This is a genomic window from Labedella endophytica (assembly GCF_003990045.1).
In the GTDB taxonomy this organism is placed as follows: Bacteria; Actinomycetota; Actinomycetes; order Actinomycetales; family Microbacteriaceae; genus Labedella; species Labedella endophytica.
Map to the genome: position 1 here is coordinate 935,547 of NZ_RZGZ01000002.1, position 14,172 is coordinate 949,718.

15 protein-coding genes, 1 tRNA gene and 2 pseudogenes are annotated in these 14,172 nt (G+C 67.1%); 3 read left to right on the forward strand and 15 right to left on the reverse strand.

Features of this window, described 5'->3' with window-relative positions; translation table 11 throughout:
* Nucleotides 1–92: 92 nt before the first annotated feature.
* From ELQ94_RS07885 to topA, 5 genes are all read right to left on the reverse strand, one after another.
* A tRNA-Thr gene (locus ELQ94_RS07885) sits at nt 93–165 on the reverse strand.
* A 110-nt stretch (nt 166–275) separates the two neighbouring features.
* On the reverse strand, nt 276–1,832 hold the full coding sequence (locus tag ELQ94_RS07890; protein WP_127048908.1) for an alpha/beta hydrolase: 1,557 nt from the start codon (nt 1,830–1,832) through the stop codon (nt 276–278).
* Between the two features lie 7 nt (nt 1,833–1,839).
* Nucleotides 1,840–3,039 (reverse strand): DNA polymerase III subunit delta', encoded by a 1,200-nt coding sequence (locus ELQ94_RS07895; RefSeq protein ID WP_127048910.1) that lies wholly within the window; start codon nt 3,037–3,039, stop codon nt 1,840–1,842.
* An 82-nt stretch (nt 3,040–3,121) separates the two neighbouring features.
* Nucleotides 3,122–3,763: a dTMP kinase gene (gene tmk, locus ELQ94_RS07900; RefSeq protein ID WP_127048912.1), complete on the reverse strand. Its 642-nt coding sequence runs from the start codon at nt 3,761–3,763 to the stop codon at nt 3,122–3,124.
* Entirely contained in the window at nt 3,760–6,588 is a 2,829-nt protein-coding gene (topA, locus tag ELQ94_RS07905; protein ID WP_127048914.1) for a type I DNA topoisomerase, read from the reverse strand. The genes tmk and topA overlap by 4 nt, the downstream gene beginning before the upstream one ends.
* A 115-nt stretch (nt 6,589–6,703) precedes the next feature.
* On the opposite strand from topA, the gene ELQ94_RS07910 reads away from it, so the two are divergent.
* Entirely contained in the window at nt 6,704–6,940 is a 237-nt protein-coding gene (locus ELQ94_RS07910) for a hypothetical protein (protein WP_127048916.1), read from the forward strand.
* Between the two features lie 108 nt (nt 6,941–7,048).
* On the opposite strand, the pseudogene ELQ94_RS07915 reads toward ELQ94_RS07910, so the two are convergent.
* The 3 genes and pseudogenes from ELQ94_RS07915 to ELQ94_RS07925 all read right to left on the reverse strand — a co-directional run.
* Nucleotides 7,049–7,369, reverse strand: a pseudogene (locus ELQ94_RS07915) (Rv3654c family TadE-like protein); the annotation flags it as partial.
* On the reverse strand, nt 7,366–7,746 hold the full coding sequence (locus ELQ94_RS07920) for a TadE family type IV pilus minor pilin (protein ID WP_127048918.1): 381 nt from the start codon (nt 7,744–7,746) through the stop codon (nt 7,366–7,368). The gene ELQ94_RS07920 and the pseudogene ELQ94_RS07915, both read right to left, overlap by 4 nt.
* Nucleotides 7,743–7,853, reverse strand: a pseudogene (locus ELQ94_RS07925) (DUF4244 domain-containing protein); the annotation flags it as partial. The gene ELQ94_RS07920 and the pseudogene ELQ94_RS07925, both read right to left, overlap by 4 nt.
* 101 nt (nt 7,854–7,954) lie before the next feature.
* On the opposite strand from ELQ94_RS07925, the gene ELQ94_RS07930 reads away from it, so the two are divergent.
* Nucleotides 7,955–8,752 carry a TIGR04255 family protein gene (locus ELQ94_RS07930; protein WP_127048920.1) on the forward strand — a complete coding sequence of 266 codons (798 nt, stop codon included), beginning with the start codon at nt 7,955–7,957 and terminating at the stop codon, nt 8,750–8,752.
* 402 nt (nt 8,753–9,154) lie between these two features.
* Nucleotides 9,155–9,694 carry a hypothetical protein gene (locus ELQ94_RS07935; protein ID WP_166404688.1) on the forward strand — a complete coding sequence of 180 codons (540 nt, stop codon included), beginning with the start codon at nt 9,155–9,157 and terminating at the stop codon, nt 9,692–9,694.
* A gap of 98 nt (nt 9,695–9,792) precedes the next feature.
* On the opposite strand, the gene ELQ94_RS07940 is transcribed toward ELQ94_RS07935, so the two are convergent.
* Genes ELQ94_RS07940 through ELQ94_RS17270 form a run of 7 tightly spaced genes read right to left on the reverse strand, consistent with a single transcriptional unit; the run spans nt 9,793 to nt 13,783 of the window.
* Nucleotides 9,793–10,059 carry a hypothetical protein gene (locus ELQ94_RS07940; protein ID WP_127048924.1) on the reverse strand — a complete coding sequence of 89 codons (267 nt, stop codon included), beginning with the start codon at nt 10,057–10,059 and terminating at the stop codon, nt 9,793–9,795.
* A gap of 10 nt (nt 10,060–10,069) precedes the next feature.
* Nucleotides 10,070–10,687 (reverse strand): hypothetical protein, encoded by a 618-nt coding sequence (locus ELQ94_RS07945; RefSeq protein ID WP_127048929.1) that lies wholly within the window; start codon nt 10,685–10,687, stop codon nt 10,070–10,072.
* Complete coding sequence (locus ELQ94_RS07950; RefSeq protein ID WP_127048931.1) at nt 10,680–11,060, reverse strand: hypothetical protein; 381 nt, start codon at nt 11,058–11,060, stop codon at nt 10,680–10,682. The genes ELQ94_RS07945 and ELQ94_RS07950 overlap by 8 nt, the downstream gene beginning before the upstream one ends.
* Nucleotides 11,060–11,689: a hypothetical protein gene (locus ELQ94_RS07955; RefSeq protein WP_127048933.1), complete on the reverse strand. Its 630-nt coding sequence runs from the start codon at nt 11,687–11,689 to the stop codon at nt 11,060–11,062. The genes ELQ94_RS07950 and ELQ94_RS07955 overlap by 1 nt, the downstream gene beginning before the upstream one ends.
* A complete protein-coding gene (locus tag ELQ94_RS07960; RefSeq protein ID WP_127048936.1) occupies nt 11,686–13,251 on the reverse strand; it encodes an AAA family ATPase in 1,566 nt (521 codons plus the stop codon). Before ELQ94_RS07960 ends, ELQ94_RS07955 begins: the two co-directional genes overlap by 4 nt.
* Nucleotides 13,248–13,640: a hypothetical protein gene (locus ELQ94_RS07965; protein WP_127048938.1), complete on the reverse strand. Its 393-nt coding sequence runs from the start codon at nt 13,638–13,640 to the stop codon at nt 13,248–13,250. The genes ELQ94_RS07960 and ELQ94_RS07965 overlap by 4 nt, the downstream gene beginning before the upstream one ends.
* Nucleotides 13,640–13,783 carry a hypothetical protein gene (locus ELQ94_RS17270; protein WP_166404689.1) on the reverse strand — a complete coding sequence of 48 codons (144 nt, stop codon included), beginning with the start codon at nt 13,781–13,783 and terminating at the stop codon, nt 13,640–13,642. Before ELQ94_RS17270 ends, ELQ94_RS07965 begins: the two co-directional genes overlap by 1 nt.
* Nucleotides 13,784–14,172: the final 389 nt, after the last annotated feature.

The following is a 14,172-nucleotide window of genomic DNA, read 5'->3' on the forward strand; positions in this document are numbered from 1 at the left end:
ACAGAGTTCCGAGCACGGAGCGCGATATCGCCGATCAGCACGGCAAGATCGAAGGGCACACCCGGGCGGGCCATCGACCCTGATCGGTACGGAGCCACCTGTCAGAATCGAACTGACGACCTATTCATTACGAGTGAATCGCTCTACCAACTGAGCTAAGGCGGCGTTGCGCGATGCGGGCTCGTGTCCGAGCCGTGCGTCGCACAGTCAACAATCGTAGCGTGTCGGAGCGCGATCGTGAAAACGAGCCACACCCCGTCGCTCGGCCGTTCCCGTCAGGAGCAGGCGAGCCCGTCCTCCGGCACGGTCCCGTCCACGAGATAGGCCTCGACGGCCGCATTCACGCAATCGGATCCCTTGTTGTAGGCGGTGTGCCCCTCCCCCTCGTACGAGACGAGCACTCCACTGTCGAGCTGCTCCGCGAGGGACTCGGCCCACGCGTAGGGGGTCGCGGGGTCGTTCGTCGTGCCGATGACGACGATCGGGTCGGCACCGGCCGCATGGATCTCGGCCCGCTCGGCCTGCTCCGGGTACGGCCAGGTGGAGCAGGAGATGTCGCCGTACGCCATGTAGGGACCGATCACGGGAGCCGCCTCGGCGAGCTCGGCCGCCTTCTCCCGCATGAGGTCGACGTTCGGATCGAACGTGTAGTCGCGACAGTTGTAGGCCGAGAACGCCTCGGTCTGGTTGTTGATGTACTCGCCGTTCTCGTCGCGGCCGTTGTACTGGTCGGCGAAGAAGAACGCGTAGGTGGAATCGCCCGACATCGTCTGCTCGAACATCTGCGACAGGTACGGCCAGCTGTCGGCGGAGTACAGCGGGTAGATGATCGCGGTCAAGAGTGCGGACGACCCCAGCTGCCGACCGTCGGCCGCGGGGAGCGGTGACTGTTCGACGGATGCGAGCAGATCGCCGATGTCCTGTTTCGCCTCGTCGACGGTGCCGTCGAACGGGCACGTGCTCGATCCCAGGCAGTCCTCGAGGTAGGCCGAGAGTGCGCTCTCGAAGCCCATCGACTGGGCCTTCGTGACGTCGAAGATGGATGCGGATGGGTCGATCGCGCCGTCGAGGACGAGCCGGCCGACGTTGTCGGGGTAGAGCTCGGCGAACGTGGCACCGAGGAAGGTGCCGTACGAGTAGCCGAGGTAGTTGAGCTTCTCGTCACCGAGGACGGCGCGCAGGAGGTCGAGGTCGCGGGCGGCGCTCACGGTCGTGACGAACTCGAGCGACTCCCCCGTGTTGGCGGCGCACGCATCGGAGAAGGTGGACGCGCTCTGCTCGACCTCGGCGATCCAGGCGTCCGTGCCCGTCTCGTTCTCGGGCAGGTCGTAGAGGTACGCGTCCATCTCGGCGTCGTCGAGGCACTCGACGGGATCCGATCGATCGACCCCGCGCGGGTCGAAGCCGACGATGTCGAAGTTCTCCTGCAGGGCGTCCCCGGCCGCGAAGTCGACGCTGCTCGCGACGAGGTCGTAACCCGACGCCCCGGGACCGCCCGGGTTCATGAGGAGGGACCCGATCGGGTCCCCTCCGAGCGCCCGCTGCCGCACGATGGAGAGCTCGATCTCGCCGTCCGACGGGTTCTCCCAGTCGAGCGGAGCCGAGACCGTGGCGCAGTCGAAGCCGTCGCCCTCGCAGGACTCCCACGACAGCTGCTGCTCGTAGAAGGGCCGGAGGTCCTCGTCGAGGTCGTCCGCGACGGGGGCCGGGGTGGAGCTCGGCGCGGCATCGTCCGACGGGAAGAACGCGGTCACGCATCCCGAGAGCGTCAGGGACAGGGCCGCGGCGACGGCCCCGACGGCGATCAGCGAGCGGCGGCGTGTGCGTTGCATGGGTTCCTCACCGGACGGCCGACACGAGCATCGCCTCGAGGGCGAGTGCTGGAGCGACGTTCCCTTCGATACGTTTCCTGGCCAGGGCGATCTCGTCCATCGTCTCGAGCGTCCTCGCGGGAGTCGTCGCATCGGCGGCGCGCGCGATCTCATCCCCGAACTCGCGGTTGATGACGGCCCCTGGTCGTCCCAATTGAACCATGACGATGTCTCGGAAGACCGAGAGCAGGTCGATCAGGATGCGATCGATCCCATCGCGCAGCGATCGTGTGGCCCGTCGCTTCTGGTCCTCCTCGAGCGCGCGCAGCTGCGAACGGAGCGCGGGGGGCACCGCCTGGCCCTGTTCCACGCCGAGGGAGCGGAGTGCGGTCTCGCGCTCCTCCGCGTCGCGCGACGCGGTGTAGGCCTTGGCGTCGTCGGTGGCCACCTCGATCATGCGGGCGGCGGCGAGCACGGCTCCCCCCACCGAGCGGATGCCGAGGGCCGTGCGCACGGTGTCGTCGCGCCGACGGCGAGCGTCCGGGTCCGTGGCCAGTCGGTGGGCCATCCCGATGTGACTCTGTGAGAGCCGCGCCGCCTGCTCGGCGGTCGCCATGTCCACACCGTCGCGTCGGGCGATGAGGTCCGCCACCTCGGATACGTCCGGGATGCGCAGACGCACGGTACGCACGCGTGACCGGATGGTGGGGAGCATGTCGGCGTCGCTCGGCGCGCAGAGGATCCACACCGTGCGCACGGGCGGTTCCTCGAGCGCCTTGAGGAGCACGTTCGACGTGCGTTCGGTCATCCGGTCGGCGTCCTCGACGACCATCACGCGGTACCGGCCGACGGAGGGCGAGTAGTACGACGAGGTCGCGAAACGGCGGACGTCCTCGATCTTGAAGGAGACGCTCTCGGTCGCGAGCACACCCAGATCGGGGTGGGTCCGCGCCGCCACCTGGCGGATCGTCTGCTCGTCTCCGAGGCCGTCTGGGCTCATGAGCGCGGCGGCGAAAGCGTAGGCGAGGTTGGAACGCCCGGAACCGGGCGGGCCCGTGATGAGCCACGCATGCGTCATCGAGCTGGCGCTCGGCGTGGGGGCCGCGGTCTCCCCGTCGGCGAGGTCGTGAGGCTCGAGCGGCGCTGCCGCGCTCGGCGAGATCGAGGACGCTCGAGCGAGCTCCGCGACGGCGTCGCGTTGGCCCGTGATCTCCGTCCACACCGTCACGGGACCAGCGTAGCCCGGACGTCCGACGCCCGTGGACGACGGGCGTCGCCGTGTGGGCGCCGATCGTGCGCCCGGCAGGACGTCACCGTTCGAGAGCCGCGGTGACGCGATCCCGGATCGCCGAGGCGATCTCGTCGACGCTCGAGGTCGCGTCGACGACCAGGAAGCGCTCGGGCTCCGCGCGGGCCAGGTCGAGGAAGGCTGCTCGTACCCGGGCGTGGAAGTCCGACTTCTCGGCCTCGAGCCGGTCGTAGCGCGTCCGCGACCGGTCGAGACGGCCGCGGGCCGCGGTCTCGTCGAGATCCAGGAGGATCGTGAGGTCGGGCAACGCGTCGCGCGTCGCCCAGAGCGATAGCGACCGCACCTCGGCCGCGTCGAGGACGCGACCGGCGCCCTGGTATGCGACCGACGAGTCGAGGTAGCGGTCCTGCACGACGACCTCGCCTCGCGCGAGCGCGGGGCGGACGACCGTCGCCACGTGGTGCGCTCGGTCGGCCGCGTAGAGCAGCGCCTCAGCCCGCGGATCGATGTCGCCGCGGTGGTGGAGCACGATCTCGCGGATGGCGACGCCGACGTCGGAACCGCCGGGCTCGCGGGTACGCAGCACCGAGAGCCCGCGACCCGCGAGCCACTCCTCGAGGAGCGCGGCCTGGGTGGATTTTCCCGAGCCGTCGCCCCCCTCGAGGGTGATCCAGAGGCCGCTCGTCGGGCCGCCGTCCGTCACTTCTTCTTCGCCGGCGCCTTGCGGGCGGCCGGCTTCTTCGCGGGACTCTTGCGCGCGGGCTTCTTGGCCGGCCCCTTCGCGCGCTTGTCCGCCAGCATCTGAACGGCCTGCTCGAACGTGATGTCCTCGGGCTTCTCGGACTTCGGCACCGTCACGTTGGTCTCGCCGTCCGTGACGTACGGTCCGAAGCGGCCGTCGCGGATCCGGATCGGCTTGCCGCTCACGGGATCCGCCTCGAACTCCTTGAGTGCCGAGCTCGCGCGACGCGCTCCGTACTTCGGCTGGGCGAAGACCTCGAGCGCGGCCGGTAGCTCGATCTCGAAGATGAGGTCCTCCGAGTCGAGCGAGCGCGAATCGGTGCCCTTCTTCAGATAGGGGCCGTAGCGACCGTTCTGCGCGGTGATCTCGGCACCGGACTCAGGATCGGTGCCCACGACGCGCGGCAGCGACAGCAGCTTGAGCGCGGTCTCGATGTCGATCTCCTCCGGGGACATCGAGGAGAACAGCGAGGCCGTGCGCGGCTTCGGAGCGGTCGACTTGGCCGGAGCCTTCGCCTTGGCCTTGGCCGGCGCCTTGGCCTTGGCCTTCGTGCCCGCCGTGGCGGCGGTCGCGGGCTCCGGTTCGATGACCTCGCCGGTCTTCGCGTCGGCGAGCGGCGCCTCGTCGGTCGCCGGGGCGACCTCGGGCTCGACCTCGGTCACGTACGGGCCGAAGCGTCCCGTCTTGACGACGATCTCCTTGCCGTTGGCGGGGTCGACGCCGACGACGCGGTCACCCACGACGGGCGCGTCCACGAGCTCGCGCGCCTTGACGGGGGTGAGCTCATCGGGAGCGAGGTCCTCCGGGACGTTGACGCGACGGGGCGGGACGATGCCCGTCTCCGCGTCCGGCGTGCCGTCGGGGTCCGCGATCTCGAGGTAGGGGCCGTAGCGACCGATGCGGAGGGTGATCTCGTCGGTGAGGTGGACCGAGTTGATCTCCTTGGCGTCGATCTCGCCGAGGTTGTCGATCACCTGGCGGAGTCCGCGGTGCGCGTCCTTGCCGAAGTAGAAGGACGTGAGCCAGTCGAGCCGGTCGCGGCGACCCGCGGCGATCTCGTCGAGGTCCTCCTCCATCGAGGCGGTGAAGTCGTACTGGACGAGCTCGGAGAAGTGGTCCTCGAGCAGCCGCACGACGCTGAACGCGATCCAGTTCGGGACGAGCGCCTGACCGCGCTGGCTGACGTAGCCGCGGTCCATGATCGTCGAGAGGATCGCCGCATAGGTGGACGGACGGCCGATGCCGAGCTCCTCGAGGGCCTTCACGAGGCTCGCCTCGGTGTAGCGCGGGGGCGGGGAGGTCTCGTGACCCTTCGCGTCGACCGCGGTGAGGGTGAGGGACTGTCCCTCGGTGAGCTCGGGGAGCTTCGCCTCGCGCTTCGAGGGGTCGGCCGCGACGCGTTCCTCGTCCTTGCCCTCCTCGTACGCCGCGAGGAATCCACGGAAGGTGATGACGGTTCCCGCCGCGGTGAACTCGGCGATCTTCGCGACGCCGTGGGCGGCCTCGGGAACGGCCGCCTCGATCGTGACGGTGGCGGTCTGCCCCTTGGCATCGGCCATCTGGCTGGCGACGGTGCGCTTCCAGATCAGGTCGTAGAGGCGGAAGTCGTTGCCGCGCAGTGCGCTCGAGAGCGACGACGGCGAGCGGAAGTGCTCACCCGATGGACGGATGGCCTCGTGGGCCTCTTGCGCGCCCTTGGACTTGCCGGTGTAGAGACGCGGCTTGTCCGGGATGGAATCCGCGCCGTACAGCTCGACGGCCTGCGTGCGCGCCGCGTTGATCGCCTGCCCGGAGAGGGACGGCGAGTCGGTACGCATGTAGGTGATGTACCCGTTCTCGTAGAGCGACTGCGCGACGCTCATCGTCTGCTTGGCGGAGAAGCGGAGCTTGCGCGCGGCTTCCTGCTGCAGCGTCGAGGTGGTGAACGGGGCGGCCGGACGCCGGGAGTACGGCTTGGTCTCGAGCTTCGAGACGGTGACGCCGGAGCTGTCGTTCGCGAGAGCGCTCGCGAGGAGCGTCGCGGACTGCTCGTCGAGCGTCGTCACCTTCGCGGTGAGCGTGCCCTTGTCGTCGAAGTCACGGCCCGTGGCCACGCGGGTTCCGTCGAGGCGGACGAGGCGAGCGTCGAACGCGTCGCTCTCGGCGCCCGGGGTCGCCGTGGTGGTGATGTCCCAGTAGGAGGCGGCGACGAAAGCGAGGCGTTCCCGCTCGCGGTCCACGACGAGGCGTGTCGCGGCCGACTGAACGCGGCCGGCCGACAGGCTCGGTCCGACCTTGCGCCACAGGACGGGCGAGACCTCGTAGCCGTAGATGCGGTCGAGGATGCGGCGGGTCTCCTGCGCATCGACGAGGGACTCGTCGAGCTGGCGGGTGTTGTCCTTCGCCGCGAGGATCGCGTCCTTGGTGATCTCGTGGAACACCATCCGGTGCACCGGGACCTTGGGCTTGAGGACCTGCAGCAGGTGCCACGCGATGGCCTCGCCTTCGCGGTCCTCATCAGTTGCGAGGAAGAGTTCGTCGGCGTCCTTGAGGGCCCGTTTCAGTTCGGCGACCGTCTTCTTCTTGGCCTCCGACACGACGTAGTACGGCTCGAAGTCGTTGTCGACGTCCACGGCGAACTTGCCGAGGGACCCCTTCTTCATTTCGGCCGGAAGATTCTTCGGCTCGGCGAGATCCCGGATGTGCCCGACGCTCGAGAGCACCTGATAGTCGTCGCCGAGGTACCCGGCGATCGACTTCATCTTCGTCGGGGACTCGACGATCACGAGCTTCTTGGTGGTGGCCACTGGGGTCCTTTCTTCAGGGCACACCATACACACAGAGTCAGAGTGGGTGCCTAATCGCACGGGCTGCTCGGTGGCAACCCTTGTGTCCTCCGCGGGGCTGAGGACAATGGTTCGCATGAGCACATCAGTCGCCACCCACTACACCGCGAAGCTCGTCGACGGACCCCTCGAGGGCAAGACCATCTCGGTCGAGTTCCTCGACTCCGGAGAACCGAAGCCCAGCATCGGAATCCCCGCCGCCGGGAGCAAGTCCTATATATACGCACGCACTTCCGACGTGGAGTTCGATCGGGAGGGCTCCGACCGCCCGAGCGCCGTCGCCTACCGGTTCCGCGAGGCGTCGTTCGCCTGATCCGTTCCATCCGCCCGCCTCGACCGCGTCGACCGTCGGTCCCGGCGGTGGTCCCGCCCGCGCCCGGGACGTCGCGGCGATGCCCATCACGCTCGTGGCGACCGTGATGGCCACCTCGGCGCCGTCGACCCGACAGGCGACGAGTCTCACGCCGTTCACGGATGCCGCGCGCTGCGCCACGGCGCACGGCTCCTCGGAGACGAAGCCCGCCACCGCGTCGGCCGCGGCGAGCGCCGTGGCATCGGCCGCGCCGTCGAGCGCGACCCGGGCGGCGAGTGCGTGCCCCACCGCGCCCGTGGCCGCGACGAGCGAGGTGCACACAGCGACGAGGCCGATCACGAGCACGGAGGCCGAGCCTGTGCTCGCTCCCGCGCCGCCGGCACGCGCGCTGCTGGGTCGACAATCCAACGGCCCGTCGCGCTTCCTCATTCCGCCACGTCCCCGGCGAGAGCGCACGACGTTCCACTGATGCGCACGCCGACCGTGCGCGCCACCGCGAACGTCGCCGCTGCGGTGACCGTCGCGCAGACGAAGTCGCCATCGCGGCGCACGGCGACCGCGGCTCCGGAGCCGGCGTGGGCTGCGGCCGCTGCGGCGGACCCGCCGGCCTCACCGCGCGCGGCGGCCCGCGCCGCCGCCGCAGCGGCGGATTCCACCGTGATGCGCTGGACCGAGACGGATGCGCTGCCGATGCAGAGGACGAGGACGAGGAGCACCGCCGGCAGCACCACGGCGAACTCCGCCGCGATGCTGCCGCGCTCTCCGCGGTACCTCGCCCTGGCGAACGTCCTCCGGCCGGGTGTCATCCCTCGAACGTCAACGCGCGACGAACGAGGTCGGTGAGGATGCCGCGCACCTCGTCCGAGCGCATGATCGCGACGAGCAGTCCTGCGAAGGCCACGGCCGCAACTGTTGGCTCAGAGGGGCGTATTACACCCGCGGCGCTGAGCCACGGAGAGGGGGAAGTGAATCTTGAGGTTGACCCACTATGTTTAGGGCGATGGAGGAAAGCTGATGACACGTTCTTTTCCCAATGCTCCGCTCGTCGAGTTAGTCGTCGAAGTTCAGTGGGACATGGTTGATCTTGCTACCGACGAAGATGAGGGTGAATTCGAGGGTGTTGATAGCGACTACGAGCCTTTCTATCGTCAGGTAGCTCAGGGGCTCGCTGAGATTGGGTACTCGCAGGCTGAGCGGCTAGTTCCTTCGAACTACATGGCTCCGGAGAACACTCCTACTTATAGGTACACGAGCCCGACCGACTCGGACACTTCGGTCGTGTATCAGGTCGGTGAAGGTGTCTTCGGAATTAACGCGGTACCTCCTTATAAGACGTGGGAATCGTTTCGACCGGCAGTTCAAGCAGGACTAAGAGTTCTACTTGATGCCATTGAGTGGAGAGACACCGAGAAGGTGTTCCGACGCATAGACTTGGCATACGTTGATGCTTTCGATGATGAATTCATGGGCGATGGAACCCGATACGAGTTCCTAACGAAGAGTCTTGGCTTCGCGTTTTCGCCGCCCGCGGCGATCACTAAGCACATGGACTCGGATGAACCGAGCTCTGCCTTCTTCCAGTTCTCTGGAAAGGTGGGAGAGACCGGTCGGATATTTGTTAAGGCCGGGTTGGCTCGTGTGATGAACACCCCGTCGATCGTCCTTGACACCAAAGTTCGCGAGCGAAAAGCTACGCCTGCGGACGTGTCAGAGGTCATGGAAGTGCTCGAAGCAAGCCATCAGATCATTCACGAGAGCTTCATAGAGATTACGAAGCCCTTCGCGGACATCCTTGAGGGAGGATCGCAATGAGATATGCATACCAGGTTGCACCTGAATCGCATGTTCGGCCGATGGTGAATTACCAGACGGTGGCTACTCCGCGCCCTCTGCCGATTGCGCGACCTGAGCCGCGAGCGGAAGAAGTGCGGGCCAAATCGATCATGCGGCAAATTGAAGCTCTTCGAGACGACTGGGACGGGTACGGCGCTCTCGCGCCGTCGAAGATGGTGCGTATCAACGCTTGGAACGCGCTCAAGACGTTCCTTGACGCTGGTCTATACCCTGACGTCACTCCTAATTCGAATGGCACGATCTCATTGGAGTGGGACGCTGACGGTGGGAACGCGCATTGCCAAGTGGGCAAGACTCAATTTTCGATGTATGTGTCGCCCACGGACGGAGACACTGAATACTTCTCTGGGAGCGCGAAAGATGTTCCTCGGGCGGCTGTGGCCGCGCTTTCTCGTGCTCTCGAAGTGGATTGGTCGCAGACAAGGTCCAGGATCGACCTTGGCTCCGCTCGATCCTAAGGTTGACGACTCAGAGACTCTGGTTCGGGTCATCAAGTCGCCGTTTCATCTCAAGGGCAAGAAGTTAAAGAAGCAGGCGTTTCAACCCCCGCGAACGAAACAAGATTTGTCAGTGATTCGCCAGGTGATGGGCGATGACTTTTGCAAGAACAAGGGAGTTGAGCTTCTTGCTCAAGCAACGAACGCAAAGTACCAAGGACTTGCTACGGGTTTGACCATGGATGTGAGGCGGCTGTCGGCGAAGGTAATCGACTACCCGCAGGATTTCATGGGTCACGCGCATATCGTGAGCTTCGCGGCGCATTCTCCCGACGAACCGCACAGTCCTGAAGTGATGGAGAAGCTCGACAACTACTACGCCAAGATGGTTGAGCATTTTCTCTACCACCCGGACCCCAAGCCTGAGGTTGCCGGATGGTATGGCCCGTCTTTGAAGCGTTAGTACCTAGAAGTAAGCCCCCGTCTCCCGAAAGGGAAGGAGACGGGGGCTTCGTCCTTCATCGGACGCCGGGAGGTCATCACTCCTCCCGGTGGTCTGGGTTACGCGTCGAGGTCGAGTCCCTCGATGCGGAGGCGGCGCTTGAGCCGCCGGTTCTCGATGCGGAGCTCGCGGGCCTCTCGTTCGCGGGTCTCCCCCTCGCCTTCGAGGCTCTCGCCGTTGAGGGCGGCGATCTGCCGCTCCGTGGTCGTCGGGGCTCGGCGCTCGCGGGAGGCCTCCTCTCCTCGTCGGCGGACGGCCTCGTCGCGCCCGAGCTTCCGGGCGATGAACGCCGCCTGAGCTTCGCTCGTGGTCATGGGTCTGGTCATGGTGTTCTCCTTAGTCGTCGTCGTGGTCGAGGTACGGGTTGGTGATGGTGAGCCGGGGGCGCTTCCTCCGGCGACGGATCGGACTTACCGGGGCAAGCCCGGTATCCGATGCTTGAGGGGCCGTCTCCGGGGTCGGTGTCGGCTCGGGGTCCTCGGCTACCCGGAGGTAGGGCATCGGGTCGTCCAACTCGATCAGGGCCTCCGCCGCGAGCTCCTCGTCGACCTTCCTCGCCCACCGCTCCCGCTTCTTGGCGAGCCGAGCCACCTTCCGGCGGTACGCCTTGCCGTCTCCGGGGTCGGCGGGCTCGTCTCGGAGCTCCCTCGCGACCCGGAGGGCGTCCTTGCGAGTCAGTCGAGACGAATCTCGCGCCGGAGGGATGACCTCGAACCGGCGGGATGCCTTTCGGGCCACCCTCTCTCGCTCGTCGATCTTCGCCTGACGCTTCATCTCCCGGTAGCGGAGCCGGTCCGCGCGACCGAGCCGGAAGTAGTTCTCCCCGAGCTCCGCGAGTTCGACGAGGTCGACGGCGAAGCCCTCGAAGAGGTCCTCCTCGTCGGCCCACCGCTCTTGAAGCGCGATCGCCTCCGCCCCGGTGACGCGGGTCGGGTATCTCCGCGCCCTAGGCATCCAGAGCCTCCGGCGGGAGGTCGAGCCCGAGGAGCTTCGTCCGCTGAGCTTCGGTCTTGAGGATGAGCGCGTAGATCGAGTTCCGCCCGTTCTGGGAGGTGGCGACCCGGAGGTCGGAGTAGAGCCGCCGGAGGACATCGTCGTAGCGCGCCTCGGTCTGAGCGCGGAGGACCTCCGTCTCCTCGGCGGCGAGCCGGGAGAAGCCCACGAGGGCGAGTTGTTGCGCCTCGAACGGCTCGACGCCGAGCTCCTCCGCCATCCCGGCGTAGTCCAGGCCGTCGCGGCGGAGCTCGAACGCCCTCGCGACGAGAGCCTCATCGACCCGCCCCTCCTCCGGCTTGAGGAGGACCGTCGTCTTGTTCTTCTTGCTCATCAGAGCACGCGCCTCCGCTGATCGACCCCGGCGATGACCTCTCCGAGGATCCCGATCGCCTCGGAGAGCTTCACCGACTCGCGGCTCGACCAGTCCATCGCGAGGTGATGCGGCGGGAGGTCGTCTCCCGCAAGGAGTTCCAGCGCACCCATACTTGCTTGCAGCTTCTGATACTCCTCTTCGAGGAGTCGGTGGAGGCCGGTGAGCTCCATGACGGAGACCTCGGCGTCCTTCCGAGCCGACTTCCGCCACGACGCCCGGCCCGCGGCGACCGCTTCACGGAGCGACCGGTAGGTGCGGACCGCTCCGCTCTTCGCGGGCTCGCGGCGGGCCTCGGCGACCTTGAGCACCTCTTCCGCCGGAGCGGTCGCGGCCCGCGGGTCGGCCTCGTCGCCGCGCCCCTCCTCGTAGGCGATTGCCGTCGCCGTCGCATCCGAGGACTCGGCGTCGAGGAGCTCACGCTTCGCGCGGTCGGCGGTCGTGTTCACCTCGCAGCGCTTCCGGTCCGCCTCGATGAGACGGTCGAAGGTCTCCGCGATCTTCGGGATCGGGATGAGCTCGGGTCGAGGGAGCCGGACGTGGTAGTCGCCGTAGCTCATGATCTGAATGAGGGTGTCGTTGGTCGTCATGATTTCTTCCGTTTCGTTGTGGGGTTGGGTTGGGGGTCATCGAGGACGAGGGGATCGCCCGTGGGTGGGGGTGAGGTGGGCCAGAATCGAGTTCCCCGGAGCTCGACGCTCTTCGCGTTGACGAGTTGCGAGATGGCTCGGTAGGCGCTTCGCTCGCTCATGCCTGCCTCCGCTGCCGCCGCCTTCCACTCGGTGCGGTTCGCGCCGATCGAGCCGAACTGGTCGACGAGCACGTCGTAGGCGGTATTCGCGGTGACGGCGAGCTCGGCGAGGGGCGTCGAGGAGGGGACGCGTCCTTCGACGACGGCGGAGCCGAACATCGGGACGAGCTTGAGGTGGGCGAGTGTTCCGGTCTCGGCGTCGCGTTGCTTCTTCGCCTCGAGCGTGAGCTCACCCGACGAGTCCTCGGTGAGGAGGAGGCTTGTGTCGAGAGCGGCCGGCATCGACTTCGAGCCTCTCCACTCGCCTTGCTCGTTCGGGTGATGGAGGACGAGGACGGTGAGGCCGGGAGCCGCCGCGCGCATCCGATCGAAGACGCTGAGCGCCCGACCATTGTCCGTCGCGTCGTTCTCCTGAATCGAGCCAAGCGAGCGATGCCACGTATCGAAGACGACGAGCGAGGGGCGAGTCTCGCCGACGTAGGCGATGAGCTCCTCCATGAGAGAGGAGTCGTCGAACGTGGCGGGTTGCGGGTAGAAGCGCATCGACCCCGAGGGGATCGGCTTCTTCCACGCCTCGACGAGGGCCTTCGTGCGCGTCGAGATCGAGCGACCACCTTCCGCCGCGATCCACAGCACGGAGCCTTGCTCGACCTTGCGACCCATGAAGGGCCGACCGATCGCAACGTGATAGGCGAGCGAGAGCGCGACGAAGGTCTTTCCGACGCCGGTTCGACCGAGGAGAGCAGCGAGGCCGTCCTTCGGGATCACCTCGTGGACGATCCACTCGGGGTCGGGAAGCTCGTCGAGGCGGTCGGTGTCGAGGACGAGGTCAGCGAAGCTTCGGCGAACGGGGGCGTCCCGCTCACGACGGAACGCCTTCGCGCGGTCGATCATGTCGAGGCGCTCGACCTCCCGGACCGCATCGGGACCGAGGGTCGCTAGACGCGGGTCCGGGAGGTCGAAGCTAGGGGCCGGTATTCCGGGATGCTCCGCCGCGAACTCGTCGCGCACGGTGGCGACGGCATCGGCCGCGATGGCTTCCAGCTTCTTCCGCGACACCGCGTGGAAGGGACGAGAGGGATTAGTGAGGATGACATGCTTCTGTACCTCGGCGAGCTCGGACACAAGGTGCGGTCGGTCGTAGGTCTCGCGGACGAGCTCCACGGCGCTGCTCCTCAGGAACGCCCTGACCGACTTCCGATTACCGATGCGATCGGCGTAGTCGTCGCCGAGCCATCCACGGAGCATCGCATCCGCGTCGTCGGTCGGCACCCCGGCCCGCGAAAGGTTCTCGTCGAGCTCAGCCGCCCACTCACGAGGAGGACGCGGTGAGGTGCGGACGAGGTGAAGCGCCCTCTCCTCGGCGTCGAGAAGGTCCTCGCCGGTGAGCTCGCCGGTCACTTCTTCGGTCGCTTCGCGGCCTCGGCGAGGTTGACCGCCGCCGTGTGCTGACGGAGGAGAAGGATCGCCTCGCGACGGCGAGCTTCGGCGGTGAACTCGCGATCCGGCCACCGCCGGTCAACTTCGGCAAGCCACGGCTCCAATGCACGGGCGGACGGCTGAGGGGTGTCGGCGGAGCGCTTCGTCGAGTGCTCGGGGAGCCCGGCGGCGGCGCGCTCCCTCCGGCGCTTCGCGGCGGCGGCGAGACCGGCCTTCCGTGCACGCTCGACACGCTCCTCGGGAGAGAGGCGGGCGGCGGAGGCGAGACCGCGGAGCGAGGCTTGGTGAGACCGGACGGCCTTGAGGCGAGCGGCCTCGGCTTCCGACTCGGCGCGCTTCTTCTTGCCCATCAGCGACCACCACCCGAGAGCACGACGGCGAGCCGGTCGCGGGCGGAGGCTCCCAGGGGAGGAGCGTTGTCGACGACGGCGGCGATGACCGCTTGGTCGGAGAGGGAGAGAGCCGAGTTAGGGCTCAGGGTCGTTGCAGACATATCGGATGTCCTCCGGGATGAGAGTCGGCCCGATCAACCGCCTAGGCGGGATCGGAATAGCCATCGCATCCATCTCGGAACATTCGACACGAGGCACATCCCGGAGCTCGACCGTCACGGTCTGCGAGATAAGCAATGCCTCGTTAGGAACCATACACACGGGTCCCGTTAGAAGCAAGCACTCTAAACAGATATTCCCTCTCTCCGGCTCGATGGTCCCGATGGAGGGTATGGGCCAGACTCGCTAGGCATTTCTCCCGGAGCCCCCGGAGGTACTCAGTGCGATCCGAGGATTCTCCGAGGTTGTGACGCCTGCCACGCTGGGTCCCCTATAGGGGGGGACCCGTGGCGGCACAAATGGCAGAGCTTGGCAGAGATGGCACAACCCC